Raw genomic sequence first — 24,808 nt, 5'->3', positions numbered from 1 at the left:
TCTTTGTTTAAAAGTTATTATATTTGAAAACAAGTTTTATTACAATTAATTTTATGTTAATTTATCTTCTTTATGCTTACAGTATAAGTATAGTATAATGTATGATATTTGAGCTGAGTTTGGAGTGAGGGAATTTTTAGTTGAGTAATGTTTTTGATGGTAAATTTTTTGCAAATCAGTACTATTTATTGTTAAAAAATTTTTTAATCTGTCATGATTTAGTCGGTAAAATTTCTTTAAAGGTGATTTTGGCTAATAATAGTCCTGCAAGTAAACTTTATGTTTCTGTTAAGGAAAGGGTATCGAAAGAAATTGGTATTCATTTTAATGTTATTAGGTTAGCTGAAAATTTAGGACAAGATGATATTTTAAAATTGATTGAAGCTGAAAATGTGAATGAATTTACTGATGGCATTATTGTTCAGTTGCCTATTGCTGCTGAAATGAATGTAAATGTGGTTTTAAATAGCATATTAAATACAAAAGATGTAGATGGACTTTCTGCTATTAATTTGGGTAAGTTGATTTTAGGTGATAAGAGAGGATTTATTCCTTGTACAGCCCTTGCTGTTTTGAAAGTTTTATTTGACAGGCAAATAGAAGTCTCTGGTAAAACTGTTGTTTTGGTTGGAAGAAGTTCTCTTGTTGGGAGACCTATTTCTATCTTGCTTTCTTGTAAGCCTTATAATGCAACTGTGATTACTTGTCATAGTAAAAGTGTTAATTTAGGTGCCTATGTTAGGCAAGCAGATATTATTATTTCTGCTGTTGGGAAGCCTAACTTGATACGTGCTAATATGATATCTGGGCATCAATATGTTATTGATATTGGTATTTCTAGGGTAGAAATTAATGGTGAGACTGTTCTTGTAGGAGATGTTGATTTTGAATCAATTAAAGACAATGTTAAGTTTATTACCCCTGTAATAGGTGGCATTGGTCCTGTGACAGTTCTTATGTTGATGTTTAATACAATTAAAGCACATTTAATTAGGCATCATAAATTTGATGTTTTAGAAAAATTAGAAAAATTGGTGGAGGTTTAGCATGTCTGGTCATAGTAAATGGTCAACTATAAAGAGGAAGAAAGGTGCTCTTGATGCTAGGAAAAATAAGATTTTTACTAAGTTAATTCGTGAGATAAGTGTTGCTGCCAAGATGGGCGGGGGTGATATTGACTCTAATGCTAGATTGCGCCTTGCGGTTAACAAAGCGAGAGTTTCTAATATGCCCAAAGATAATATTGAGAAAGCAATAAAAAAGGGTATTGGAGATAATACAGGCTCTGAATATTTTGAGCTTACTTATGAGGCTTATGCTCCTCATGGGGTGGCTTTAATAATTAACTGTTTAACTGATAATAAAAATAGAACAGCAAGCGATATAAGAAGCGTTCTTGCAAAGGGTGGTGGTTCTCTTGGAGCTCCCGGTTCTGTGTCTTATATGTTTCACAAAAAGGGATTAATTCTTTATAGTTTAGATAGATATTCCGAAGATATAATAATGGAGCTTGCATTAGAGGCGGGTGCAGAGGATGTTTGTAGTGAAGGTTCTCAGGTAGAGGTAATAACAAGTGTTGAAAGTTTTGAATCTATTTTATCCGTTTTAAAAACTAAATTTGAAGAAGATATTGCAGAGATTGCTCTTATTCCTGAAAATAAGATTTCTTTAAATAAAGAACAGATGGATAAAATTCTTGCTCTTATTGAAAAATTGGAAGATTTTGATGATATTCAAGAAATTGTGCATAATTTAGAAATTATTGATTAGGTCTATTAGTTTTGCTATTAGATTTTTTCTGAAATTTGATCATGATGAGAATATTGGGTATTGATCCTGGTCTTGCAAATGTTGGATGGGGAATTTTAGACAAAAAGGGTAGCCGATATATGTATGTTCAAGATGGAACTATTGTAACTGATTCTTGTATATCTTTGAAAGATAGGTTAAAGTTAATTTTTGATGATCTAGTTCTTATTATTGATAAATTTAAGCCCAATGTTGCAAGTATTGAAGATATTTATTTTGCTAAAAATAAAAAGACCGCAATAAGGGTAGCTGAAGCTCGAGGAGCTATTATTTTAACTCTTGCTTTGCAAAATGTAGATTTTTATGAATATACTCCAATACAAGTCAAGAATTCAATTTCTGGATTTGGTAGGCTTAAAAAGGTACAAGTGAAATATGTTATGCGTATTTTACTTGGAATGAACCCTAATTTTATTTTTAATAGTGATCATAGTAGTGATGCACTAGCGCTTGCAATTTGTCATGGCAATCATCGAGAATAGTGTATGTGTAGGTTTTGTTTCCAAAGTCATCATGGTAGGAAAATAAGATTAAACAGATTCATTAAGTAGTGATGTCTGCTAAAAATATCTTAATAATTTATGCTATTGGTAAAAATAGAATAAACTTAAAGTTTTTATGTATTATAATTTAATTTTATGATCAATAAAATTTATGGTAAAATTGTAGCGAAAAAAGAATTTAGTGTTGTTGTTGTAATACTTTCCTTTGAATTTGAGGTTTTAGTTAGTTCTTTTTATATGGCAAAATTAGAGTTGCTAGAAAATGTTGAAATGTTAACTTATCTTTATTTGCGAGAGGATGAAATTAAACTTTTTGGTTTTTTGAATTTATCAGAGAGAGAAGTTTTTAAGAAACTTATTAGTGTTGATGGAATAGGTCCAAGGGCGGCTTTAAGGATATTGTCTGAAATAAAATACAGTGAATTTATAAGTGCTGTTGAGAGGGAAGATGTTAAGCTTATTTCTAAGGTCAAAGGCATTGGAAATAAAATGGCGGGCAAAATATTTTTAAAACTTAGAGGAAAACTTGTTAAATCTGAAGAGTTGAGTGAGGATGTTTTGAAATTTAAAGATCTTGAGCAGTCAATTGTTAATATGGGTTTTGATAGAAAGCTAGTTATAGCTAAGATTAAAGAGATTTTAGCTGCTAATGAATTTTTGATGTTGAGTGAAGTTGACCAAGAACAATTTTTATTCAGAGAAATTTTAAGAAGACTTTCAGGTTAAATTTTAGATATTTAATCTAATGTTTAGTAATAATAGGGAGATTAAATGGATTTTGGAGAGAGAACTAAGTTTTTAAGTTCTGATAAAGACTTCCTGTATGATAGTAATGAAAATGAACTTAGACCAAAATCTCTTGGAGAGTTTGTAGGACAATCTCATATTAAGGAAAACTTAAATGTTTTTATAAGGGCATCTAGGGAAAGAAATGAAGCACTTGATCATATTTTTTTAAGTGGGCCTCCAGGGCTTGGAAAAACTACTCTTGCTAGTATTATTGCTTTTGAAATGAATGCTACAATTAAGGTAACTTCAGCTCCAGCTCTTGATAAACCAAAGGATATTGTTGGTATTCTAACAACTCTTGATGATAAAAGTATTCTGTTTGTTGATGAAATACATAGGCTTAAACCTGTTGTAGAAGAGATGCTTTATATTGCGATGGAAGATTATAAGATAGATTGGATAATTGGGCAAGGTCCTGCTGCAAGGACTGTAAGAATGCCAATTCCTCAGTTTACTTTAATTGGTGCTACTACAAAACCTGGGAAAGTTGCTACACCACTTTATGCGAGATTTGGGATTGTATCTAGATTTGAGCTTTATAATGAAGATGAACTTGTGGGAATAATCAAAAGAAATTCTGTTATTTTAAATGTTAATTTAGAAGATAAAGCTGCCAGGCTTCTTGCAAAAAGTTCAAGAGGCACTCCTCGTATTGCAAATAGGCTTTTGAGACGGATGAGGGATTTTGCTCAAGTTGGTGGTTACAATTTTATAACAGAGGGCACTGTAAGTTTTGGACTTAAGATGTTGAAAATTGATCACGAAGGTCTTGATGAACAAGATAGAAATATTTTAAGGAGTTTAATACTGAAGTTTAAGGGTGGACCTGTTGGTGTTGAAACTTTAGCAATTTCTGTTGGTGAAACAGCAGATTCACTTGAGGATTTTTATGAACCTTATCTTATTTTAAAGGGTCTAATTGAGAGGACTAGTAGAGGGCGTAAAGCTACTGATTTTGCATATTTTCATCTAAATTTGAAGAAAAATGATAGTTTAAATGGTGAGCAACATGGATACCAAAGAGTTTTATTTTGATCTACCATATAACTTAATAGCACAGTATCCTAGTGAAAAGAGGGGTTTATCAAGATTAATGGTGTTAGATTCTGGTAATCGAAAGATTTATCATAATGCTTCAATAAGCGATATTTTTAAATATATTGATAGCAATGTTTTTTTGGTATTTAATGATTCAAGGGTTAGAAAATCAAGAATATATGCCAGTACAGATCATGGGGGTAGTGTTGAGTTTTTGATTTTAGACAGGTTAACAAAAGATACATTTACATCTTTAATTGCTAAGGCTAAGAGACAGAATATTGGTAAAGTGTATAAGTTTCCTACAGATTTATTAGGCCAAATAATTTCAAGATCAGATAATGAATTTATACTTAAGTTTAATAGGTGTGTGGATGAGTCTTATTTTGAACGGTATGGACTTATGCCTTTGCCACCTTATATTAAGAGAAGTTATGATAGAGAAGATGAGGAGCGTTATCAGACGATTTATTCGAAATGTGTTGGTTCATCAGCATCAGCTACAGCAGGCTTACATTTTAGTGAGGAGTTGTTTTTTAAGTTGTATGAAAATAATATTGAATACTGTTTTATTACACTTCATGTTGGACTTGGTACCTTTCTTCCTGTAAGAACAAAAACTATAGAGGAACATAAAATGCATTTTGAGACTTTTTCAATAAAAGATTCTGTAGCTGTTAAACTTGAGGAGGCAAAGGCTTTAGGTAAGAAAATTTTAGCTGTTGGAACAACTACTCTTAGAGCATTAGAATCTTCTTATGACAAGCAAAAAGGGTTTGTTCGAGGTGATCAAAAAACCAATCTTTTTATTTATCCAGGGAAGGGATATGAATTTAAGTTTGTTGATATGCTTTTTACAAATTTTCATACTCCAGAATCAACTCTGTTGATGTTAGTTTCTTCATTTGGTGGCAAGGATTTTGTATTTAATGCTTACAAAGAAGCTATAAAAATGGATTATAAGTTTTTTTCTTATGGTGATGCTACTTTATTTTTGAATCATATATAGATATTGGTGATTAATTATTTTAATATTTAGTTAGTAATAATAATTTAGATAAATCTTGAAAGGAGAAGGTATATGACTTCAGTTTTTCAAAAAGAGAGATATAAATATATTCCAAAATTGCCTAGAATTTTGGAATGTGATTTTCAAAATATTAGTGTTGTTTTTGGTGAAAAAACGGAAGCTCTTAAGGACAGAGATGCTTTAAGAGAAATTTTTAAAAATACTTATGGAATTCCAGTTGTGAATTTTATTCAAGGTTCTTCAAATGTGGATTTTACAAAGGTTTTGAATGTTGGAATAATTCTCTCAGGTGGACCTGCTCCTGGAGGACATAATGTTGTTGCTGGTATTTTTGATGCGATAAAAAAGTCTAATTCAAATTCAAAAATTTTTGGATTTAAAGGCGGGCCTTCAGGATTATTAGAGGATAAAAAAATTGAAATTACGCAAGATTTAATAAATTTATACAGGAATACTGGTGGTTTTGACATTGTATCTTCTGGTCGAACTAAAATGGAGACTGATGCTCAGTATGAGCAAGCCTTGTCAGTTGCGCTTAAAAATAATCTTAATGCTATTATTGTTATTGGTGGAGATGATTCAAATACTAATGCAGCTTTATTGGCAGAGTTTTTTAAGAAAAAGCATTATGATATTCAAGTTATTGGTGTTCCAAAGACAATTGATGCTGATTTGAGAAATGAGCATATTCAGATTTCATTTGGATTTGATTCTGCTACTAAAACTTATTCTGAATTGATAGGTAATTTATGTCGTGATGCTATGTCAACTAGAAAATATTGGCATTTTGTTAAGCTTATGGGAAGAAGTGCATCTCATGTTGCTCTTGAGTGTGCTTTAAAAACACATCCTAATGTTTGCATTATATCTGAGGAAGTTTTAGAAAAAAATAAAACTTTATCAGAACTTGTTAGCGACATAACTTCTGTTGTGGTGAAGCGTTCTTTGAAAGGATATGATTTTGGTATTATTATAGTTCCTGAGGGTGTTATTGAATTTATTCCCGAAGTTAAATCTTTGATGATTGAGTTGTGTACTATATTTGATAATAATGAAGGTAAATTTAAGGGATTAGAAGTTGAGGATATAAGAAAAATTTTTATCTCTAAACTTAATGGATATATGAGAGAAGTTTATGGGTCTTTGCCTTTGTTTATTCAAATTGAGCTTGTAAATTCTGTATTAGAAAGAGATCCTCATGGTAATTTTAATGTGTCAAGGGTGCCTACTGAGAAGCTATTTATGGAAATGGTTAATGTTAGATTAGAAAAGTTAAGAAAACTTGGTGAGTATAGAGGTAAATTTGTTCCTATTGATCATTTTTTTGGTTATGAGGGTAGAAGTGTTGCTCCTTCAAATTTTGATAGTGATTATTGTTATAGCTTGGGATATAATGCTGCAATGCTTGTTTTAAATGGCTTAACAGGTTATATGTCTAGTATTAAGAACTTAAATAAAAATGTTACTGAGTGGCTTGCAGGTGGAGTGCCTTTGACAATGATGATGAATATAGAAGAGAGATATGGTGTTTCCAAGCCTGTTATTAAGAAGGCTCTTGTTAATTTAAATGGAGCACCTTTTAATGAGTTTGTGAAAAACCGTGAAGAATGGGCATTAAATAATTTATATGTTTCTCCAGGACCTATTCAGTATTTTGGTATTTCTGAGCTTGTTGATGAGATAACTTTGACGTTGAAATTAGAATTGGAAAGCTAAAGTATTAATGGTAATTAGATTTTTGCTCTTGTTTTTTAACGTTTTTATTCTTTATTCACATTATTTGTATTATTCTGGATTTGATTTTAAACATTTGAATTTAGGTCAAAAATTTTCTTTGCGAGATAAAGTTTCTTTCAGCGAAAATTATGCTTATTTTGGTAATAAAGTTTTTATAAAGTTTCAGTTTGATGATGATTTTCTTTATAAAAGAATTCAGGAAAATGAGGATTTAAATATAGAAAAGACTATTGGTTCCAATTGGGGTAGGAAAGTATTTAGATTTTCGGCAATCAATGTTGGTACTTTTCCTATAGTTTTTTTTATAAGTTTGTTTTGCTTTGATTTTTTTTCTCCTTTCTCAAATAATTTTATGGTTCCAAAAAATGAAAATTTTAATAGATTTGTGATTTCTACATCAATTGGATTGGCAATATCTTTAATAATTGCCTTAATTGATACTTTGATTTATTATTAGATGAAAAGGTTTAAGAAAGAGTTTATTGTAAAAGAAAACTCTCAAAGATTAGATGTTTATTTGTCTGAAAATCTGTGCTTCTTTACTAGAAGCCAAATTAAGAAAAGAGAAGTAAAAGCTTTTAAAAGTAATAATGGTGTTTTTGTTTCAATAAAGTTGTCAAAACCCGTTTTTGTGGACGATAAAATATTAATAGAATTTGATGAAGAAGTTAATTTAAGTGAGTATGTAAGACCTTTAAATTTGCCTATTAGCATTCTTTACGAAGATATAAATCTCATTGTTGTAGATAAACCTCAAGGTATTTTAAGTCATCCTGGTATATCTAATTTAGAAAATACTGTTGTAAATTTTCTTTTGTATCATATATCGGACTTGAAAGATAGTTTTCATGAAGATAAAATTAGACCTGGAATTGTACATCGTTTGGATAAGGAAACATCTGGTGTAATGATTTGTGCTAAAAATTTGATAACTTTAAATTTTTTGTCTAGACAGTTTAAGGAAAGAGTTGTCAAGAAAGTTTATATTGCAGTTGTTAAAGGCAATTTTAAAATTGGTTCTGGTATTATTGAGACTTTTATAGATAGAGATAGATCTGATAGAAAAAAGTTTAGTGTGCATAAAAATAGGGGTAAAAAGGCATTAACTGAGTACAAGGTCTTTGTTAATATGAAAAATTATTCTTTGGTGGCTTTAAGGCCTCAAACTGGGCGTACACATCAATTGAGAGTGCATATGAAGTATTTAAATCATCCAATATTAGGGGATAGTGTTTACAGTAAATTGGATAAGGGATTTAAAGAAATGTCTTTGATGCTTCATGCTTTCAAACTTGAAATTAATATTAAAGAAGGTTCTTTAAAAAAGTTTATTTCAGGGGTTCCACAAAGATTTATTGATTTCTTATCGATCTTTTATGGTAAGGAAGAATTAAATTTACTTATTAGTAATTTTATTATGTTTTTAGAGAGGTTTTAAGTTTCAATATCTTGTTTATTTGTAATTGATTCAATAATTTTTTTGCCACCAGTTATTTCGTTTGTGTTGAGTACTGCAATGAAGCAATTAGGATCAATTTTTTGGGAAATATATTTAATTCTAGAGGTGCGTATTGTTGGAACGACTATGAAAACTATAGTTTTATCGTTTCCAGCCCAGGCACCTTTTCCATCAAGTAATGTGGCTGCTAATTTTAATTTATTGGTAATTAGATAAGATATTTCCTTTCCTTTATCTGAGACAATAAGTATTGCTTTTTGATTACCAAATCCTGTACTTGTCTTATCTGTCATTATAGATGTTACAAAAGAAGCAATTAAAGTATAAAGAGCAATTTCAATATTGAAAAAAGCTACTGCAATTAGTAATACTGCAAGGTTAAAGAGGAAATTTGTAGTTCCAATGCTAATTGAATATTTTTCTTTAATTATCATTGAGATGATATCTATACCTCCTGAAGATCCTTTTGCTCTAAATATTAGCCCAAGTCCAAGTCCTGATATGATACCTGCTAAAATTGATACAAGTATCATGTCGTTTATTTGTATTTTGTATTGCAAAAATTGTGAATAGTTGACCATTAAGGAATATAAAGCCATTGCGATCCAGCTTTGAATTACAAATGTTATATTTAAGAACTTGATGCCAATAATGAATAATGGAATATTTAACATGAACATTGTAAGTCCCAAGTTAAAATTTAAAAGATAGTGCAGTATGAGTGCAATTCCAGCAATTCCTCCACTTAAAAGTTCATGTGGTATATATAAAATATTTGTAGATATTGCCATTAGTAATGAACCAGTTGTTATTTGCAATGTGCTAAGTAGTATTAGTTTTGGATCTTTGAAGATATTCTTTAGCTGTTTCCGCAATATTTTTAGTATGATAAATTTAATCTTTTGTTTTATTCTAATTAGTTTATTTCTTTTTTTCTTCATGTTTTAGTTTATTTATTCTTTAGTATATGATTATTGATCATTTGAATTTTATATTAATTTTACTAAAAAACAATTCAATTTTATTGCAATTATTTCTTTTTTTTTGATATTATCTTTTATAAAAGATATGATTTTTAGTTATATAAAGTTTATATGTTTAATATTTTTCCTCTTTTTTTATATTTGGTTTTTTATTATTTTAAAGATGAAAAAAATTAATGTTGCTTTATTGGAAAAAATTAAAAATGGCGCGAAAATATTGGATATTCGATCTCATAAAGAATATAATAAGTCTCATTATGCAGGGGCCATTAATATTCCTTTTAAGAATTTATTTGCTAAAAAGGATAAATTAGGTAATAATGAAACTCAAATAGTAATTTATGGTAAAAGTTTTAGCAAATCATTTGAAGCTGAGAAGATTTTAAAAGGATTAGGGTTTAAAAATATCTTTGTTGCAGGAACGTTAAAGAATATGCCTGAATTGCCTAAATCTAAAGAAGAGGTTAATGGTTAAAATTATTGGAATAGCTGGTGGATCTGGAAGTGGGAAGACTACAGTTGTTAATAAAATTAGTGAAATTATTCCTGAATTTGTTCTTATATCACAAGATAATTATTATAAGAGTGTTGGTGATTGTGAGCAAAAGTTTTTAAATGTTAATTTTGATCATCCAGATGCTTTTGATAATAATTTATTTTATAGACAGCTAAAAAAACTAAGAGAAAATAAGCCAATTAATATGCCCCTTTATGATTTTATTAATCATAGAAGAAAAGATGAAACCTTAGAGATAATACCAACTCCTGTTGTGATTGTTGAGGGTATTATGATTTTTGTTGAAGAGAGAGTGCGCAATCTGATAGATTTGAAGATATATATTGATACTCCTAATGATATCAGGTTTATTAGACGACTTGAACGAGATATATCTAAGAGAGGGCGTACATTGAAGTCCGTTATTGAACAATATTTAAGTACTACTAGGGCTGGATATTATAGATTCATTGAGCCTACTAAGGAATATGCCGATCTTATTATTCCTGAAGGAGGGCATAATGATAAAGCTCTTTATGTTCTCTCATCTTTTTTAAGGACTCTTGGTCAGGAGGGTTCAAACTTTTTTTAAATCAGTGAGATTGGATAGTAATCTATTTCAATATAGGTGTCTCTTGTTGATTTTACTTTTTCTTTTGTGTTTTGTATTAACTTTTCAAGTATGTTGAAGGATTTTGATAAATAGATTATGTTATACCTATAGTATTTCGATATCTTTGACATGGGGGCTTTTGATGGGCCAAAGTATTCAATTTCTTCATTTAATAATTTTTTAGATATTTCAAAAAATTCTAGGCATTTGTATTTGGCGGCTTCTTCTTTGTGACTTCTAACTACTATTCTAATGATTTTTTTAAATGGAGGATAATTTAATTCTTTTCGAATTTTTATCTCTTCTTGATAAAATTCTTCATATTTGCCTTCATATGCGTATTTGATAGCGTAATAATCTGGATTTTTTGTTTGGATAATAATTGTATTATCGCTTTGGAATCTTGCAGCTCTTCCTAGTACTTGTGAGATTATTGCGAAAATTCTTTCGCTGCTTCTAAAATCGGGAAGCCCCATTCCAATATCTGCATTAATAATACCTAGTGTTTTTATCTGTTTGAAATTAAAGCCTTTTGCAATAATTTGTGTTCCAATTAAGATATCTAATTGTCCATTTTCAAATTCATTTATTGAGTTGATAATTTCTTTGTTATTAATGTCAGAATCTGTTCTTGCTATTCTTGCATTTGGCAGAAATTTTTTTAACTCTTTTTCAATAAATTGAATTCCATATGCTTTATATGCTATGTCTTGCGAGTTACAATCAGGACAATTATTTATTATGTTTGTTTTATGGTTGCAGTAGTGACAAATAAGTTTATTTTCACTTTTATGATAAGTTAAATTAAAAGAGCAATTTGGGCAGCAAATTACATATTCACAGGTATTGCATTCAATTGTTTTTGAATATCCTCTTTTATTGATAAATATTAATGCTTGTCTTTTATCAATAAGACTTTTTTGTATGCTGTAGAGCAATTCTGAGGATATTATTTGACGTTCTTTTTTCATATCGATTATTTTAAGTTCTTTAAATGTTCTTTTAAAAAATTTGTTTTTTAAAACTATTTTTTTTATTTGATTATTTTCCATAGCAAGATATGCTTCAAGTGATGGTGTTGCACTTCCCATTACAAACTTGGCATTGAAGGTGCTTTGTAGAAAAAATCCTATGTGTCTTGAGTGAAATCTTGGAGTATTTTCAGATTTATATGTATATTCATGTTCTTCATCCATTACTATTAATCCTAAATTCTTAAATGGCAACATTAATGCACTTTTAATTCCGATTATAATTAAATTCTCTCCGTTCTTGACTTTATTCCATATTAAAACTTTCTTTGATTTTGATACTTTTGAGTTATATTCATAGACTTTATTTGTACCTAAGGTTGTTTTAATCCTTTTAACTATTTGATAGCCCAAGGAAATTTCAGGAATTAGGAAAATTATTTGTTTTTTTTGTTCTAAATAGTTTTCGCATAGTTTGATAAATATTTCTGTTTTTCCAGAACCAGGAATCCCGAATAGGTAAAATGTGTTTTGTGTATTTGATACAATAATTTCTTTATAAATTTTATTTTGTTCTTCATTTAATTGAATGGGTATTTTAGAATCTAAATTTTCATTTTCATTATCATTGTTTATTCTTTTGTTTAAACTTAGAGCTTTAGGTAGACCACAAAATAGAGCTTCTCCAAATCCAGAAAATGTTTTTTTGCTAATCCAGTGTGCAAGGTTAATGTTGTGATCTATTATTATCTCGTTTTCGTCAATGACTCTTAGTATATTTTTTATTTCAAACTTAAAGTCTTCGTTAAGCTCTTCCTTAGTGTATCTTTTGATTATAATTCCAATTTTATCTTTTCCATTAAAGTTTGTTATTACTCTTATTCCTATTTTTAATTTTAAGTTATATTTATAAAGAAAAAGCCTATTTAAAGGAATATTAAAGGCAATTTCATAGTAGTAAAAGTTGCATTTCAAGCCGTTATCCATATTTTATTATACCTTTTATTATTTTTAGGTCTTGCCATATTTCTTCTTTGAGTTTTGGATTTTTTATTTGACTTGTAGGGAGATATGTAAATACTATTGGAATTCCTTTGAAATTTAATTCAAATCCTCTCACAATTTGAATTCTTAATTTTTGATTTAAGAACAGTTCTACTTCTTCACAAGCAAGAATTGCTTTAGGTTGTTTATTGTTAATCTCTAGGTTTAGCGTGTTAGGGTTGTCTATTATTTTATAATTAAATATGTTAATACTATCGCACCATTTTTTTACTATTATATTTACATTCTGATTTAAATATTTTTTGTCTATATATATTATTAATAGATCTTTTTTGTTTGTTTTATTTTCTATTGATTCTATTAGTCTTTTATTTCCTTTTATATCTTTTTGTTTTGTATTTTTTAGAATTTTTATGTTTCTAGCCTTTATTATTTTATGTTTGATTGTTTCAATCTTTTCTTCTTGTTTGCCATAAATATTTCCAGATATATTATTTTCAAGCATTTTTAGGAGTATTAATTTTTGAAATAGTTTGCTTTTATTCATAAAAAATCTTATCTAAAAATAAAGCTTTTGCAGGGGCTGTTGTTCTTGTAAATTTTCTATTTTTTGAGTTTAAAATTTTCTTAAAAATATCAGTAGGTTCATTTTTGATTTCTATATCGATGATTGTTCCTATTATTGATCTTATCATTTTCCATAAAAATGAGGAGCCTATTATTTCAAAAATTATAAACTTATTTTTTTTCTTAAATCTAGCAAAATAAATTTCTTTTAATTTTGAATTTGTTTTGTCTCTTGTGCATGAAAATGTTGTAAAATCATGTATTCCAATTAGCATTTCAGCCATTTCATTTAGTCTTTTTATATTTAATTTTTTCTTTATATAGTAAGCTTGATATTCTTCCCAAGGATAGTGATTTTCATAATTTAGTATGTAGTAACTGTATTTTCTTCTCTTGGCATTAAATCTAGGTTGAAATTCATCTGCTACATATTTTAATTTTATTATTTTAATGTCATTCTTTAAAAGAGAATTTATTGCTATCTTTAGATTTTTGGGCTTAATGTTGATTCCTATATAAAAAGATATTATTTGTCCTCTTGCATGTACCCCTTTATCTGTTCTGCCTGCTGAATAAATTTTAATCTTTGTTTTGCTTATTTTCTCTAAAGTCTTTTCAATTTCTCCTTGAATTGTTGGTTTTTTGGGTTGGATTTGGAATCCATAATATAGTGAACCATCGTATGCAATTTCTGCAAGTATTTTTTTCATTTATTTTAACGTTTTTATTTCATTTGAAATTTTAAAATAGACTTCTTTTATTTTATCTAAAAGTATTGAGGGTTTTTCTTTTGATGATTTGCCCATTCCAGCTATTTTAGAAAGTAGAGTTTTTATTTCAATCAGTTGATTATATCTGTATTGTTTATCTTCTTTATTGCCGTAAAAATATTCTAGTAAACTTGATAAGTATAAAACACTGTCATATCCATAATTTTTATCTGTATCAGGACCAAATATTGTTTCAGCATTAATTGGTTCTGAATTATCTTGTTCTTTTTCAATTGTTAGCTTATACAGATATGCTGCTTTATAGTAGAATATCTTTTGCAAGTAGTTATAGTTTTGGTTTGGGTTTTCCTTGTCTAGATCCTCAAATATCCATGCTGATCTTATTGCGCATTTTGCTTGATTGAGAGTTGGATTATGATTCTTATCTAAGTGTTCGTAGCACATCATAGCAAGTATATAACTAGCAGCTCCTTCTTGAAGTCTTCTTGGCACGTCAAAGTTTAAGTAGTCTTCAAAAATTGATTTTATTTCTTTGCGCTTGTTAATGCTACTGATTAAGAGTTTCTTTATTTTGTTATTAACAAATATTATTGTGTTAAACTCATTCGGGAAAGCAGCTAAATAACAATTAGGACATACTGTTATTGAGTATATTCTGGGGTATATATTCCCATATTTTTCGTTTTTTATGTAGTCTCTTTTTAGATCAACTTTTAATTCTCCAGCTATTAATCTACTACTTCCTGTTAATAGTTCTTCTTTCTTGAATTTATGTTTGCATAAAGGACATTCAATTTCGTATTTTGTAAAATATGATATCTTTTTCATAAATTAATCTTCAACTATTACAAATGCAATAGAGTACTCCCTTTCATGTGAAATTGTCAAATATAATTTTAGGTTCATTTGGTTAATAAAGGCTTTAATATCATTGTGTAAGTGAAATGCTGAGTTACCCTTTGATGATTTTATTACCTCAATATCTTTGAGTGAGTATTTTATTTTGATATTTATTAGTGGACTTATAGCCTTTATTAATGATTCTTTTGCTGAAAACTTACCAGCTAAACTTTCTAAACTCCCTTTTCCTTTCATTTCTAAGTTTTCAATTTCTCTTTGTGTGAAAAATCTTTCTAATTTTTTTCTATTTTGTAAAAAACTATTCAATCTTTTGACCTTTATTATATCACATCCTATTGATTTCGTCATTTTATTGCTTAGTTGAGATTGCCTCTATCCTTATTGTTTTGGGTTCGTATTCATGTACTTCTATACCATGAGTATTATTTTTAAGTATTATATCTGTGTTAATATTATAGATTCCCGGAGCTTCAATTGGACTTAAATCGAGACCGAAATTAATGTTGTTGTTCGCTATATGCATTTTTGTTGTCTTTTCTGATAGTCCGCTTCTTATTTTAATAAACATCTCATTTTCTGAATCTGGAATTTTTTCCTTAATTTTTATTTCTAATCCATTTTTTAGGTTATTGAAAATTAAGTTAGGATTTTTTATTGTTGCTTGTATATATTTTTTGCTTAGAGTTATGTTCACTATTACATGGCTTTTCTCAAGTGTTATGAGTGGATCTGGAGAAATTACTTCAAGATGTTCTGAAATAAAGACGGTATTGGTATCAAATTCTTTTATTTTAGTTTTTATTGTATTAATTGTTTTTATCATTTTTTCAGGGCCATGAATTTTTAATTTTTCTGGTATTATATTATATTTAGCAACAAAATATTCTTCTTTAGCTTCTTTTTCAAGTAGTTTTAATTTAGGTTCAACTTTGACTAATTTTGAAAATTTTTTATCTAGAGTTAGTACAATTTTGTTTATTGAAAGTTTGTATTCAACAATAGGTATGGGATTGAAATTTTTGATCTTTATTGGTAGTTCATATTCTCCAGCTTCTTTTATATTTTTAGCTTCAACTAATAAGGTTATTCGGTCAAGATCTAAATATTTTGAGTCTTTTTTATTAATTTTGACTGTAAGTAATATTTTGTTAAATTCAAGGGCTTTTCCTAGCGTAACTTCATCTTCTAATAAAATATTGATTTTTTTTTCTATTGTAATTGATTCTATACTATTAAAGTAAAATATCGTAAACATAATAATGGCTATTAAAATAGAAATAGCTTTACTTTGCCAATCTTCAAATAAAAATTTTATTATACTTTTGAATTTTTTAGTTATAACCATTATTCATTCTATTAATGCAAGATTTAATTTTTTCCTAATTTCATTCAAGTCTAAATTATATTCTAATTTTCCATTTTGTGTTAGTGAAATAGAACCAGTTTCTTCGGATGTTATTATTGTTATTGCGTCTGAGTTTTCAGAAATCCCAAGACCCGCCCTGTGTCTTGTCCCAAAGGTTTTGCTAATAGATTCGACATTAGATAGTGGTAAAAAAGAACCGGCATAAGCTATTTTGTTATTGCTAATTATGATTGCTCCATCATGTAAGGGTGTTTCATAATCAAAGATTGATATTATAATTTCATTAGATATGATGGAATCTAATTTTATACCTTTATTTATTATTTGGTTTAATTGTATTTTTTTTTCGATACAGATTAAGCTACCAGATTTATTTTCTGATAAATGTTTAATTGCTTTTATTAGCTCAGCAATAGTTTTAGTAGTTTCTTCTTTGCTGTTTGCAAGTTTAAAAGATAAATTAAAATTTCCGATTTGCATTATTATTTTTTTTATTTCTTGATGAAATAGTATAAGCATTGCAATTGGTAGTATACTTGCCATGTAATTTAATAGCCAGTTTATTGTGTATAAGTTGAAATAGTAGGATAAAATTCCAATAGATGTAATGATGATCATTCCTTTAAGTAAGTTTACAGAATAAGAATTAATCACATTTTTATAGATATAATAAACTAAAGTACTAGTTAAACTTATATCTAATACTCTTGAAAAAATATCTTTTATTTGATTTATACTATCTATGCTTATCATAAGCACTTCTACTTAATTTGTTTTATATAACATTTCCTTTACTATACACAATACATTGAATATATTCATAGTTACATATATATTTTAATATAAGTTAATCTTAATTTGAATTGATTTTTTGTTTACGGACAAAAAAGAAAAAATTATAGTTTTTATATTTGATTTTGATGATACTTTAATTCATGGTAACATGCAACAAGTACTTTTTTATGAGTATGATGTTGATGCTTGCTTGTTTTGGAATGAAGTTGAAAATTTATCTGTTACTTATGACAAGAATCATTGCAATATTATTATTAATGAGATGATATACTTGTCACCTTTTTTAACGTATGTCAAAAAAGGTATTTTTAAGGGCTTAAATAATAAACTATTGTTTAAGTTAGGTTCAAAATTAAAATTTTTTGAAGGTGTGATTGAATTGTTTAAAGAAATAAATGAAATTAATAAGAGTTTAAAGGAATCAGATATTGTAATAAATATTTATATTGTTTTAAGTGGTTTTAGGCAGATGATTTTGGGAAGTAGTATTGCACCTTATATTGCTAAGGTTTGGGCTTGTGAATTTATAGATACATACTTGATGTCTTTTTATCAGGGTTTGGATAATAAATTTTCAGAAAATAATTTTTAAGTAGTGTTGTTGTTTTGTAGATCATACAATAAAAACTCGGGTAATTTTTGAGTTAAATAAAGGCTCTTATGATAAAATTAATCAAAGGATTCCGAAGAGTAGAAGAGAAATTTCTTTTGAGAATATGTTTTATATTGCAGATGGTTTTAGTGATATTCCAGCTTTTGAAATTTTGAATAACAATTTAAATCATTATAGAAATATATTAACGGTTTATTATGGGAATGATGAAAATGCTAAAAGACTTGTTGAAGAGAAAAGAGTAGGTGATTTAGCTGAAGCCAATTATAGAAAGGGAACTAATTTGTATAATTGGATAATGGAAAAAATTTATTTAAGTATATGAATTGATTTTAAGTTTTGACAAATTTTCTTGAATGAGTATTGACCTCTGCTTCTCTAGGTATTTTTCATAATAACTCAAATATATTAAGGGGGAATTTGAGATGGCTTTGGAGCTAAAACCAACGGATAGGTTACAGTTTTTTAAATTTCAGTCTATTTTTTATGTTATGGCTTTTATTGTAATGCTAATTGCTATTTTAAAAATAGCACAAGCTATATTTAAGCCTTTAGCTATTGCAGTGGTTCTTGGATTTTTGGTATATCCTATTTATACCTTTCTTAAAAAATTAAGAATTCCAAGAGTTTTAATAGTCTTTATAATTTTCTTTTTTCTTTTTTCTTTTTCTTATTTAGTTTTTAATTTTGTTTATTATAGTGTTACTGTTTTAATTAAGCAATTACCTTATTATCAAAAGCAATTGATTTTTATTATGGTAGATATTCTTAATAAATATAATTTAGATAGTGCGATTATTAGCAATATAGATTTTTCTAAGTATATTTATCCTTTTTTGACGCGGATATCTAATGAAATTATTGGTTTTGCAAGTAGCTTAGTAGTATTATTTTTGTTATTATATTTTTTGCTATCAGAAATACATATTTTTGATATAAAGGTTAAGAATGCTTTTAAGCAGTCTATTGCTATTATTTTTATTGAAGCTTTAGATACGATAAATAATCAAATTAGTAAATATTTGGGCATAAAGGTTTTTGTTAGTTGTCTTACGGGTTTTTTGGTATTTATAGGGTTGGCTTTATTTGGACAAGATTTTCCTCTTGTATGGTCAGTACTTACATTTGTGTTTAATTTTATTCCAAGTATAGGATCAATTTTGGCTGTTTTTTTTATTATGATAGCTGCTTTAATACAGTTCTATCCTAACTTAGATTTAGTACTTTATATTTTCATATATAATACTTCTATTCAAATGTTGATTGGAAATATTCTTGAGCCAAAAATGCAAGGACACAGACTTGATCTTTCTCCTTTTTTACTGCTTTGTTTTCTTTTCTTCTGGGGATGGCTATGGGGTGTCGTAGGACTTTTGATAGCCTATCCTTTTACTGTTATTATAAAGGTGATAGTAGATAATATATCATGTTTAAAACCTTTCTCTGTATTTTTAAGTGGGTCAAAGGTATTAAGCGTTGATGATATAAGTAGCAATAAGGAGAGTTGATTTGCAGAGTAAAATTATGCTTACAGGAGACAGGCCTACAGGATCCCTTCATTTGGGGCATTATGTTGGTTCTATTGTTAATAGATTAAGGTATCAGGAAGAATATGAAACCTATATTATTATAGCGGATTTGCATACTCTTACTACAAAGTCAGATTTAAAAAGCGTTAATGAAATATCTGTTAATGTTAGAGAAATGGTTTTAGATTATTTAGCTTGTGGAATTAATCCTGAGAAGGTTAATATCTATTTGCAATCAGCTATACCTGAGCTTTTAGAATTGAACCTAATACTGTCAATGATTGTTATGGTTAATCGTTTGCAGAGGATTCCTAGTATAAGAGATATGAGTACTACTGCTGGATTAACTGAGGTTCCTTATGGACTTTTAGGTTATCCTATTCTTATGAGCGCAGATATTTTGATGACAAAGGCTAACTTAGTTCCAGTTGGACGTGATAATGAGGCTCATATTGAGCTTACAAGAGAACTTGCTAGAAAGTTTAATTATCTTTATGGAGAAAATTTCTTTCCAGTTCCTGAAGCTATCTTCACAGATTCTCAAGTTCTTGTGGGAATTTATGGTAAGACCAAGATGAGTAAAAGCCTTGGTAATGCTATATTCTTAAGTGATGATGAGAAATTATTGTATAAAAAGGTTATGTCTATGTTTACAGATCCCAAAAGAGTTAGAGCAGATATACCAGGAGAAGTTGATGGTAATCCTGTTTTTATTTATCATAATTTTTTTAATAATGATATTGATGAGCTTTGTGAACTTAAGACCAGATATAAAAAGGGTACAATTGGAGATGTTGAAGTTAAAAAGAGGCTTTTTGAAGTTTTAAATCAATTTTTAATACCAATTAGAGAGAGAAGAGAGTTTTTTAAAGCTAAAAAGGGATATATTGATGAGATAATATTTGAAGGTACAAATAAAACTAGAAAAATTGCAGTAGAAGTTATAAAAGAAGCTAAAAATTTGATGGGCATATCGAAGACTTGGTATGGAATAAGGAGGAATGTAGAGAAGGGTTTTAAGAAATAATTTCAATATGTGGTTATTTGTATTGTACTACAAATAACTACATAGAGTTTCAAGATTCAATTAAAGAGTTAGCAGTTTGTATTAAGTATTTATTAAAATCTAAGAGTAAAGGAAGTAAGTCTTTGTGTTCAGATATGACTTCGCTTAGTACTCTAAATATTGGTTCTGTTTTTGATCCCCGCATCCATAAACTTGCGATTGTATCATTTTTCTTATTTTTAAGTAAGACTTTAAGACCTCCTGAAGAATCTCCAGTTCTAATTTTGTTTTGTTTGATACCGTCATAGTTGATAATGTCATAATTATGTATTGATAATTGTTGTAAAAATATATTGTTATATTTAAGCTCTTTTTCTAATAATTTTTCGTAGTTAGTTTTTAGTATTTCTTGATTTTTTACATTTATTTTGAGCATGGCTTTTTCTGATGATACTTCTACATTGCTATAAAAATTGATTGTGTTTAATATATCATCAAGAGTATAGTGTTCATTGTATTCATTATGGGACAGTGTACACCATATTTTGTAGAGTTGTTTTATTTTAAGTAATTTTATTATGCTAAAAACGGTTGTTAGAGGGTCTCTTACTTTTGAGGGGTATGTAATGTTTCCTCCATTTGATCCTTCTCCAAGGATTTTTACTATTAATCCTTTATTTCGTAATAGGTCAGCCATTTCTGTCAAATTGGCCTCTCCTACTTCAACTCTATAAACTTCTGTATTAAATAGATTTGCTATTTTTTCTATGTTTAGTGATGTTGCATCATTAACTACAATTGCCAAATTATGTTTAATGCCAGTATAGTACTGGTAGCTAAGCTCTGCAAGTACTGAGAGTGCAAATATTTTTTGTGATTCAATAATGTTTGCTAGTCCATTTTTTTGAATTACAACTAAATTTCCCCTGTCTCCGTCACAGTCAGGAACATATCCTAATTGAAATGAATTGTCATTTTTAAATTTTTGTTCTAATATTTCTTTGCACATATTTAAAGATTCACCTTCAGGAGTCATTCCATGCTTAAAGATACCAATTTCAGTATTATGAAGTTCTAACTTTATTCCCAAAGATTCAATCATGTCTTTATCAATTGAGTTAATTCTAGAGCTACCATTCATTTCTCCTATTATCCCTATAGGCTCTTTTTTGATATTTTCTTTTAATATGTCTATATTTTTTTTATTATGTTTATCTGAATATATTATATGTTGCATTAGTGATTTATATGCATTGTAAGATTGTATTTTATTTTTAGTCTGTGATGTGATAATTGTTTCATATTTTTTTAAATTCATATAATTTGAATTGAAATTTTGTAAATTTTTTATTAGGTTTTTTATTAAATTTTTATTTTCAATGTTAGATTTAATTTGATTGATTATTGTCTTTATTTTATTTGAATTTAACACTCCTCCATCGTCTAAGCCGGTTTTAATTCCGTTGTATCCCTTGGGGTTATGACTAGCTGAGATGTATATAAATCCTTTTGAATTTTGACTTTTTTTTGTATATGCTAAGATTTCTGGTATCGGAAGTATTCCAAAGAAATTTACACTATCTTTGTTAAAGATTAGAGTTTTAATTATTATTTCTAAAATTATATTTCCGGTTGCTCTTGAATCTAGTCCTATATTGATGTATTTTTTTGGTTGATCTTTAAAATAATTTGATATTGTAAAGGTTATCAGAGCAACTAATATTTTATCATCATCATTTATTTCAAAATCAGTTGAATTTTCATCTTTTGATTTTGCAAATATTTTTCTAAATCCTGAAGGAGAAAGTATCATTTCATTAATAGCTTTCCTTAGATTTGTTATGTTTAGTGTATAGTGTTTTAGCATATTTTCCTCTTCATTAGTATATGTTTAATATCTGCCTTTATTTTGTAGTAGTAATTATACTATATTACTTATTATTTGCTTGTAGATTTAAGAACTTAAATTTGGATTATTTGGTGATAACAAGCATTACAATTTAAATTTTGAGTATTTAAATGTACTAATTACAATATTCAATTAGTTTATGTTATAATAAAGTTTATATATGTAATTATGATGCAATGGGATAACATATGAAAAAGTATGTAATTTCCTAAAATGTCTTACAAAGGTGTTAAATAATGTGTTTGATAGTATCAACAATACGGGGGCAAAAAAATACCAATCCCCAACTCCTCCTTGTCAACATGCGTGGCTATTAGTGAATGAAGGAAGAGTGAATCAACTGGTTTTATCGTATGTGAAGACAATAAAGAAGGTTTAAGGTGTACAGATAGAGAAGGTAGAGAAGATTTGCATCAATAAATGATTGCTAAATTTATAATAAAGGGTGAGGCTGAGAAATGATGAATATCACTAGTAAAGGATAAGGACCTCCCTTGTGATGATGAGGAACAATTTAGAGGAGGAAGACTTACCTTAAAATGAAAAATTTCATTAGCTTCTGTAAATATGTGTTTCTAATGTATCTTTATTAATATTAACTGAAGTATTAAGCATCATTTTAAATAATTTTAATAAATTACTTATGAAGAATTTTAATACTATTTAAGTTCTTTAACTTCCATGACATTTTATGTAATTTTAAATTTCATTGGTATCATATTGAATGGATACATGCAAATAGCCTGGTGGATTATTTACTGTATTAGAATTATATATGAATAAGTAAGCTCAATAATTATTGATAAGGTGATTTAAGATTCTATGAATAAATAAGATTATATCAATAACTAAATCAATTTTTATGATTGTATTTTTTTACAATTTAATATATTTAATGTTTGCCTTTATTGTAGTATTATAATTAATTATACTGTATTAATTATTATTTTCTTTGTGTAGGATGAGGTTCTTTTTTTATGTATGAAGTAGTATCTAAAATCTTTTCTAAAAAAATGCTTAATGTGTTTAGTATGCATAAGCTTAAAATTTTAATATTTTTATTTTTATCAGAAGATAATTTTTATGTTTTGCTGATGATGAGCTGGACAGTTTACGGATTTAGCTCTTTATCCTTATCTTTCATTTGGTATTTTGTCTTGAGGGGGGGGGGTGTAACTAATTTATTTGATATACTGGAAAATAGTGATGTTAATAAATAATTAAATCTTTTATATGCAAGTAAAATACTTGAAGCTAAAAAATTTTGGTTATTTATATAAAGGTTTAATTCCAGCGTATGTTAATAGAAATGAGTAGTTATGGATTTTCATTTTTAGAATTAAATCCGATAGTTTTAATGCTTTCTAAGAGATATTTTGATCTTTATGGGTTTATGGGTAAGAGTGTGAAGCTTTCAGATTTTCATATGACGAGTTTTAAGGTTTATGCATTGATTTCTATTTTAGATAATCTTTTTGAAAATCATTTGATTGAAATCTTAAATTATTATGGTTTGCATAAGGAAGATATTTTTACGGCTATTCAAGTTGTTTTTGGTTTATTGTTATGAGAACCTAGTAATGGTCAATGTAAGGAGTATTTAAATATCAATAAGAAGAGAAAAAAGGGGGGGAGCCTATTTTAGCTTTGATCGATGGTTATGGTCAAATTTTTAAGGTATTAAGAGATATTGTTTATATTATTATTATTATTATTGAATTCTGGGAAAATATTTGTATGTGTTGGTAATAAAGGCTGATTTAGTGAAGATAAGATTTTGTTTAATTGTTTTATTGATCTTTTTAATTTAGAGTATTTGGTGAATAATGTCGAATATATGCCTATAAGAATTATTGAACAGGATAAAGATATGATCAAGTATAATTCAGTTATAATCTGGGAAGTTTTAAGATGGTCGATAATTCATTGATTTGTGAGGTTAATGGAGGGATATGTTTTTGAGTACAAAATTATTTGTTAATATGCTTGTTACTAGTAATTCTATGCATGACAGATTTTCACATAATATTTTTTTGCTATTTTTAGGTATTTCAATAATTTTCTTTATAATAAAAAAAATTAATATAATTTTGTGTTTGGGAAAGATAAATGGGAGGGATGTTTAGATTTATGTTATTGGGACTTTTATTTTCTAGTATAACCTTACTAAGGTCTATTCCTGAAATAGAATACGATTATTTTGAAAATGATAAATCTGACCTTATAGATATTGATGAATTTTTGGGAATAGTTGACTTTAAGAAGATTTTAAAGGGACGTTGTTTGTTTATTGGCATTAGGAATGTTGCTAATCCAATTGCTGTACAAACACTTAGTATAGATGAGCTTGATAAAATAAAAAAGATAAATCCAGTGGGGATTATTTTATTTAGAGAAAATTTTAAGGATTCTCAGCAAACCAAAGATTTGATTGAAGGATTAAGGAAATATCTTGGATCTGATATTTTTATTGCTGTTGATGAAGAAGGGGGTGTAGTTACTAGAGTTAGCGAGAATAAGAAATTAGGAGTTTATAATTTTCCTTCTATGGAGTCTGTTGGTAAAACTGGAGATGTTCATCTTGCGTATAAGATTGGCGAAATTCTTGGAAAGCAACTTAGACGCCTTGGTATTAATTTAAATATGGCGCCTGTAGCAGATGCTAAATTAGATATTGATAGTCCCTTAGGTAGCAGGACTTTTGGACCTTCATTTTATAATATTGGTCTTATGGTAGAGGCATTTATTGATGGGATACAAAAGGAAGGTGTTTTTTCTGTAGTTAAACACTTTCCTGGACTTGGAGGTACTAAAGTAGATACTCATAAAGATTTGGCTTTATTACCGTATAGTAAAAATTTTTTGATGTTGAATAATTTTGTACCATTTCTTTTTGCTAAGAAAGCAAAATTTATTATGCTTGGCCATGTACTTGTTCCTAAGATTTCTGCAAATGTAAGTAGTATGTCAAAAGATATTGTGGATATTATAAGGTATA

General features: G+C 27.9%; 26 protein-coding genes and 1 pseudogene. 18 read left to right on the top strand and 9 right to left on the bottom strand.

Translation table 11 applies throughout. The features are described from left to right. Nucleotides 1-140 precede the first annotated feature (140 nt). The 9 genes from K5Q05_RS00125 to K5Q05_RS00085 all read left to right on the top strand — a co-directional run bounded on the left by K5Q05_RS00125 (nt 141) and on the right by K5Q05_RS00085 (nt 8,344). On the top strand, nt 141-1,046 hold the full coding sequence (locus K5Q05_RS00125) for a bifunctional 5,10-methylenetetrahydrofolate dehydrogenase/5,10-methenyltetrahydrofolate cyclohydrolase (RefSeq protein ID WP_025444076.1): 906 nt from the start codon (nt 141-143) through the stop codon (nt 1,044-1,046). 1 nt (nt 1,047) lies between these two features. Further along, nucleotides 1,048-1,770 (top strand): YebC/PmpR family DNA-binding transcriptional regulator, encoded by a 723-nt coding sequence (locus K5Q05_RS00120; RefSeq protein WP_044003479.1) that lies wholly within the window; start codon nt 1,048-1,050, stop codon nt 1,768-1,770. 41 nt (nt 1,771-1,811) lie between these two features. Further along, nucleotides 1,812-2,291 carry a crossover junction endodeoxyribonuclease RuvC gene (gene ruvC, locus K5Q05_RS00115; RefSeq protein WP_084821503.1) on the top strand — a complete coding sequence of 160 codons (480 nt, stop codon included), beginning with the start codon at nt 1,812-1,814 and terminating at the stop codon, nt 2,289-2,291. 156 nt (nt 2,292-2,447) lie between these two features. Next, nucleotides 2,448-3,038, top strand: coding sequence for a Holliday junction branch migration protein RuvA (ruvA, locus tag K5Q05_RS00110; protein WP_025444078.1), 591 nt, complete (start codon nt 2,448-2,450; stop codon nt 3,036-3,038). 45 nt (nt 3,039-3,083) lie between these two features. Next, nucleotides 3,084-4,136 (top strand): Holliday junction branch migration DNA helicase RuvB, encoded by a 1,053-nt coding sequence (gene ruvB, locus K5Q05_RS00105; RefSeq protein WP_025444079.1) that lies wholly within the window; start codon nt 3,084-3,086, stop codon nt 4,134-4,136. Then, a complete protein-coding gene (gene queA, locus K5Q05_RS00100) occupies nt 4,111-5,148 on the top strand; it encodes a tRNA preQ1(34) S-adenosylmethionine ribosyltransferase-isomerase QueA (protein ID WP_025444080.1) in 1,038 nt (345 codons plus the stop codon). The genes ruvB and queA overlap by 26 nt, the downstream gene beginning before the upstream one ends. A 72-nt stretch (nt 5,149-5,220) precedes the next feature. Next, nucleotides 5,221-6,885, top strand: coding sequence for a diphosphate--fructose-6-phosphate 1-phosphotransferase (locus tag K5Q05_RS00095; protein ID WP_025444081.1), 1,665 nt, complete (start codon nt 5,221-5,223; stop codon nt 6,883-6,885). A 7-nt stretch (nt 6,886-6,892) separates the two neighbouring features. Beyond that, nucleotides 6,893-7,363 (top strand): hypothetical protein, encoded by a 471-nt coding sequence (locus K5Q05_RS00090; RefSeq protein WP_025444082.1) that lies wholly within the window; start codon nt 6,893-6,895, stop codon nt 7,361-7,363. Then, entirely contained in the window at nt 7,364-8,344 is a 981-nt protein-coding gene (locus K5Q05_RS00085; protein ID WP_025444083.1) for an RluA family pseudouridine synthase, read from the top strand. It abuts the gene before it with no gap. Here K5Q05_RS00085 and K5Q05_RS00080 read toward each other — a convergent pair. Continuing rightward, nucleotides 8,341-9,306 (bottom strand): YitT family protein, encoded by a 966-nt coding sequence (locus tag K5Q05_RS00080; protein ID WP_025444084.1) that lies wholly within the window; start codon nt 9,304-9,306, stop codon nt 8,341-8,343. The two genes, K5Q05_RS00085 and K5Q05_RS00080, sit on opposite strands and share 4 nt — an antisense overlap. 127 nt (nt 9,307-9,433) lie before the next feature. Between K5Q05_RS00080 and K5Q05_RS00075 the strand changes: the two genes are divergently transcribed. Both K5Q05_RS00075 and udk read left to right on the top strand, forming a co-directional pair. After that, on the top strand, nt 9,434-9,823 hold the full coding sequence (locus K5Q05_RS00075) for a rhodanese-like domain-containing protein (protein ID WP_025444085.1): 390 nt from the start codon (nt 9,434-9,436) through the stop codon (nt 9,821-9,823). Then, nucleotides 9,816-10,436: a uridine kinase gene (gene udk, locus K5Q05_RS00070; protein ID WP_025444086.1), complete on the top strand. Its 621-nt coding sequence runs from the start codon at nt 9,816-9,818 to the stop codon at nt 10,434-10,436. Before K5Q05_RS00075 ends, udk begins: the two co-directional genes overlap by 8 nt. On the opposite strand, the gene priA is transcribed toward udk, so the two are convergent. Genes priA through cdaA form a run of 7 tightly spaced genes read right to left on the bottom strand, consistent with a single transcriptional unit; the run spans nt 10,433 to nt 16,711 of the window. Further along, nucleotides 10,433-12,415, bottom strand: a complete 1,983-nt coding sequence (priA, locus tag K5Q05_RS00065; protein ID WP_025444087.1) for a replication restart helicase PriA — start codon at nt 12,413-12,415, stop codon at nt 10,433-10,435. The genes udk and priA overlap by 4 nt on opposite strands. Continuing rightward, the gene (locus K5Q05_RS00060; protein ID WP_025444088.1) at nt 12,408-12,980 is read right to left on the bottom strand and encodes a uracil-DNA glycosylase family protein; all 573 of its coding nucleotides are present in this window, start codon (nt 12,978-12,980) and stop codon (nt 12,408-12,410) included. The genes priA and K5Q05_RS00060 overlap by 8 nt, the downstream gene beginning before the upstream one ends. Next, nucleotides 12,973-13,710 (bottom strand): tRNA pseudouridine(38-40) synthase TruA, encoded by a 738-nt coding sequence (gene truA / locus K5Q05_RS00055; protein WP_025444089.1) that lies wholly within the window; start codon nt 13,708-13,710, stop codon nt 12,973-12,975. Before truA ends, K5Q05_RS00060 begins: the two co-directional genes overlap by 8 nt. Next, entirely contained in the window at nt 13,711-14,559 is an 849-nt protein-coding gene (locus tag K5Q05_RS00050) for a DUF2225 domain-containing protein (protein WP_025444090.1), read from the bottom strand. It abuts the gene before it with no gap. 3 nt (nt 14,560-14,562) lie between these two features. After that, nucleotides 14,563-14,940: a holo-ACP synthase gene (acpS, locus tag K5Q05_RS00045; RefSeq protein WP_025444091.1), complete on the bottom strand. Its 378-nt coding sequence runs from the start codon at nt 14,938-14,940 to the stop codon at nt 14,563-14,565. Nucleotide 14,941: 1 nt separating this feature from the next. Then, complete coding sequence (locus K5Q05_RS00040; RefSeq protein ID WP_099497124.1) at nt 14,942-15,937, bottom strand: YbbR-like domain-containing protein; 996 nt, start codon at nt 15,935-15,937, stop codon at nt 14,942-14,944. A gap of 3 nt (nt 15,938-15,940) precedes the next feature. Beyond that, a complete protein-coding gene (gene cdaA / locus K5Q05_RS00035) occupies nt 15,941-16,711 on the bottom strand; it encodes a diadenylate cyclase CdaA (protein ID WP_025444092.1) in 771 nt (256 codons plus the stop codon). Between the two features lie 118 nt (nt 16,712-16,829). Here cdaA and K5Q05_RS00030 point away from each other — a divergent pair. From K5Q05_RS00030 to trpS, 3 genes and pseudogenes are all read left to right on the top strand, one after another. Further along, a pseudogene (locus tag K5Q05_RS00030) lies at nt 16,830-17,691 on the top strand (hypothetical protein). Nucleotides 17,692-17,791: 100 nt separating this feature from the next. Then, nucleotides 17,792-18,874 (top strand): AI-2E family transporter, encoded by a 1,083-nt coding sequence (locus K5Q05_RS00025; protein ID WP_025444093.1) that lies wholly within the window; start codon nt 17,792-17,794, stop codon nt 18,872-18,874. Between the two features lies 1 nt (nt 18,875). Then, nucleotides 18,876-19,922 carry a tryptophan--tRNA ligase gene (gene trpS / locus K5Q05_RS00020; protein WP_025444094.1) on the top strand — a complete coding sequence of 349 codons (1,047 nt, stop codon included), beginning with the start codon at nt 18,876-18,878 and terminating at the stop codon, nt 19,920-19,922. A 49-nt stretch (nt 19,923-19,971) separates the two neighbouring features. On the opposite strand, the gene K5Q05_RS00015 is transcribed toward trpS, so the two are convergent. Next, complete coding sequence (locus tag K5Q05_RS00015; protein ID WP_025444095.1) at nt 19,972-21,768, bottom strand: phosphoglucomutase; 1,797 nt, start codon at nt 21,766-21,768, stop codon at nt 19,972-19,974. A 1,019-nt stretch (nt 21,769-22,787) separates the two neighbouring features. On the opposite strand from K5Q05_RS00015, the gene K5Q05_RS04235 reads away from it, so the two are divergent. From K5Q05_RS04235 to K5Q05_RS00005, 4 genes are all read left to right on the top strand, one after another. Beyond that, nucleotides 22,788-23,030 (top strand): hypothetical protein, encoded by a 243-nt coding sequence (locus K5Q05_RS04235; protein WP_232515458.1) that lies wholly within the window; start codon nt 22,788-22,790, stop codon nt 23,028-23,030. A gap of 77 nt (nt 23,031-23,107) precedes the next feature. Next, nucleotides 23,108-23,380, top strand: a complete 273-nt coding sequence (locus K5Q05_RS04230) for a hypothetical protein (protein ID WP_025444097.1) — start codon at nt 23,108-23,110, stop codon at nt 23,378-23,380. A gap of 388 nt (nt 23,381-23,768) precedes the next feature. Continuing rightward, the gene (locus tag K5Q05_RS04225) at nt 23,769-23,936 is read left to right on the top strand and encodes a hypothetical protein (RefSeq protein WP_156768794.1); all 168 of its coding nucleotides are present in this window, start codon (nt 23,769-23,771) and stop codon (nt 23,934-23,936) included. Nucleotides 23,937-23,940: 4 nt separating this feature from the next. After that, nucleotides 23,941-24,808 (top strand): glycoside hydrolase family 3 N-terminal domain-containing protein (locus K5Q05_RS00005; RefSeq protein ID WP_259655170.1); only part of this gene is annotated, 868 nt, incomplete at its 3' end.

This window comes from Borrelia miyamotoi (assembly GCF_019668505.1).
GTDB lineage: Bacteria > Spirochaetota > Spirochaetia > Borreliales > Borreliaceae > Borrelia > Borrelia miyamotoi.
Note: the sequence above shows the minus strand (reverse complement) of the source record. Positions and strands in the feature narration are given on the sequence as shown.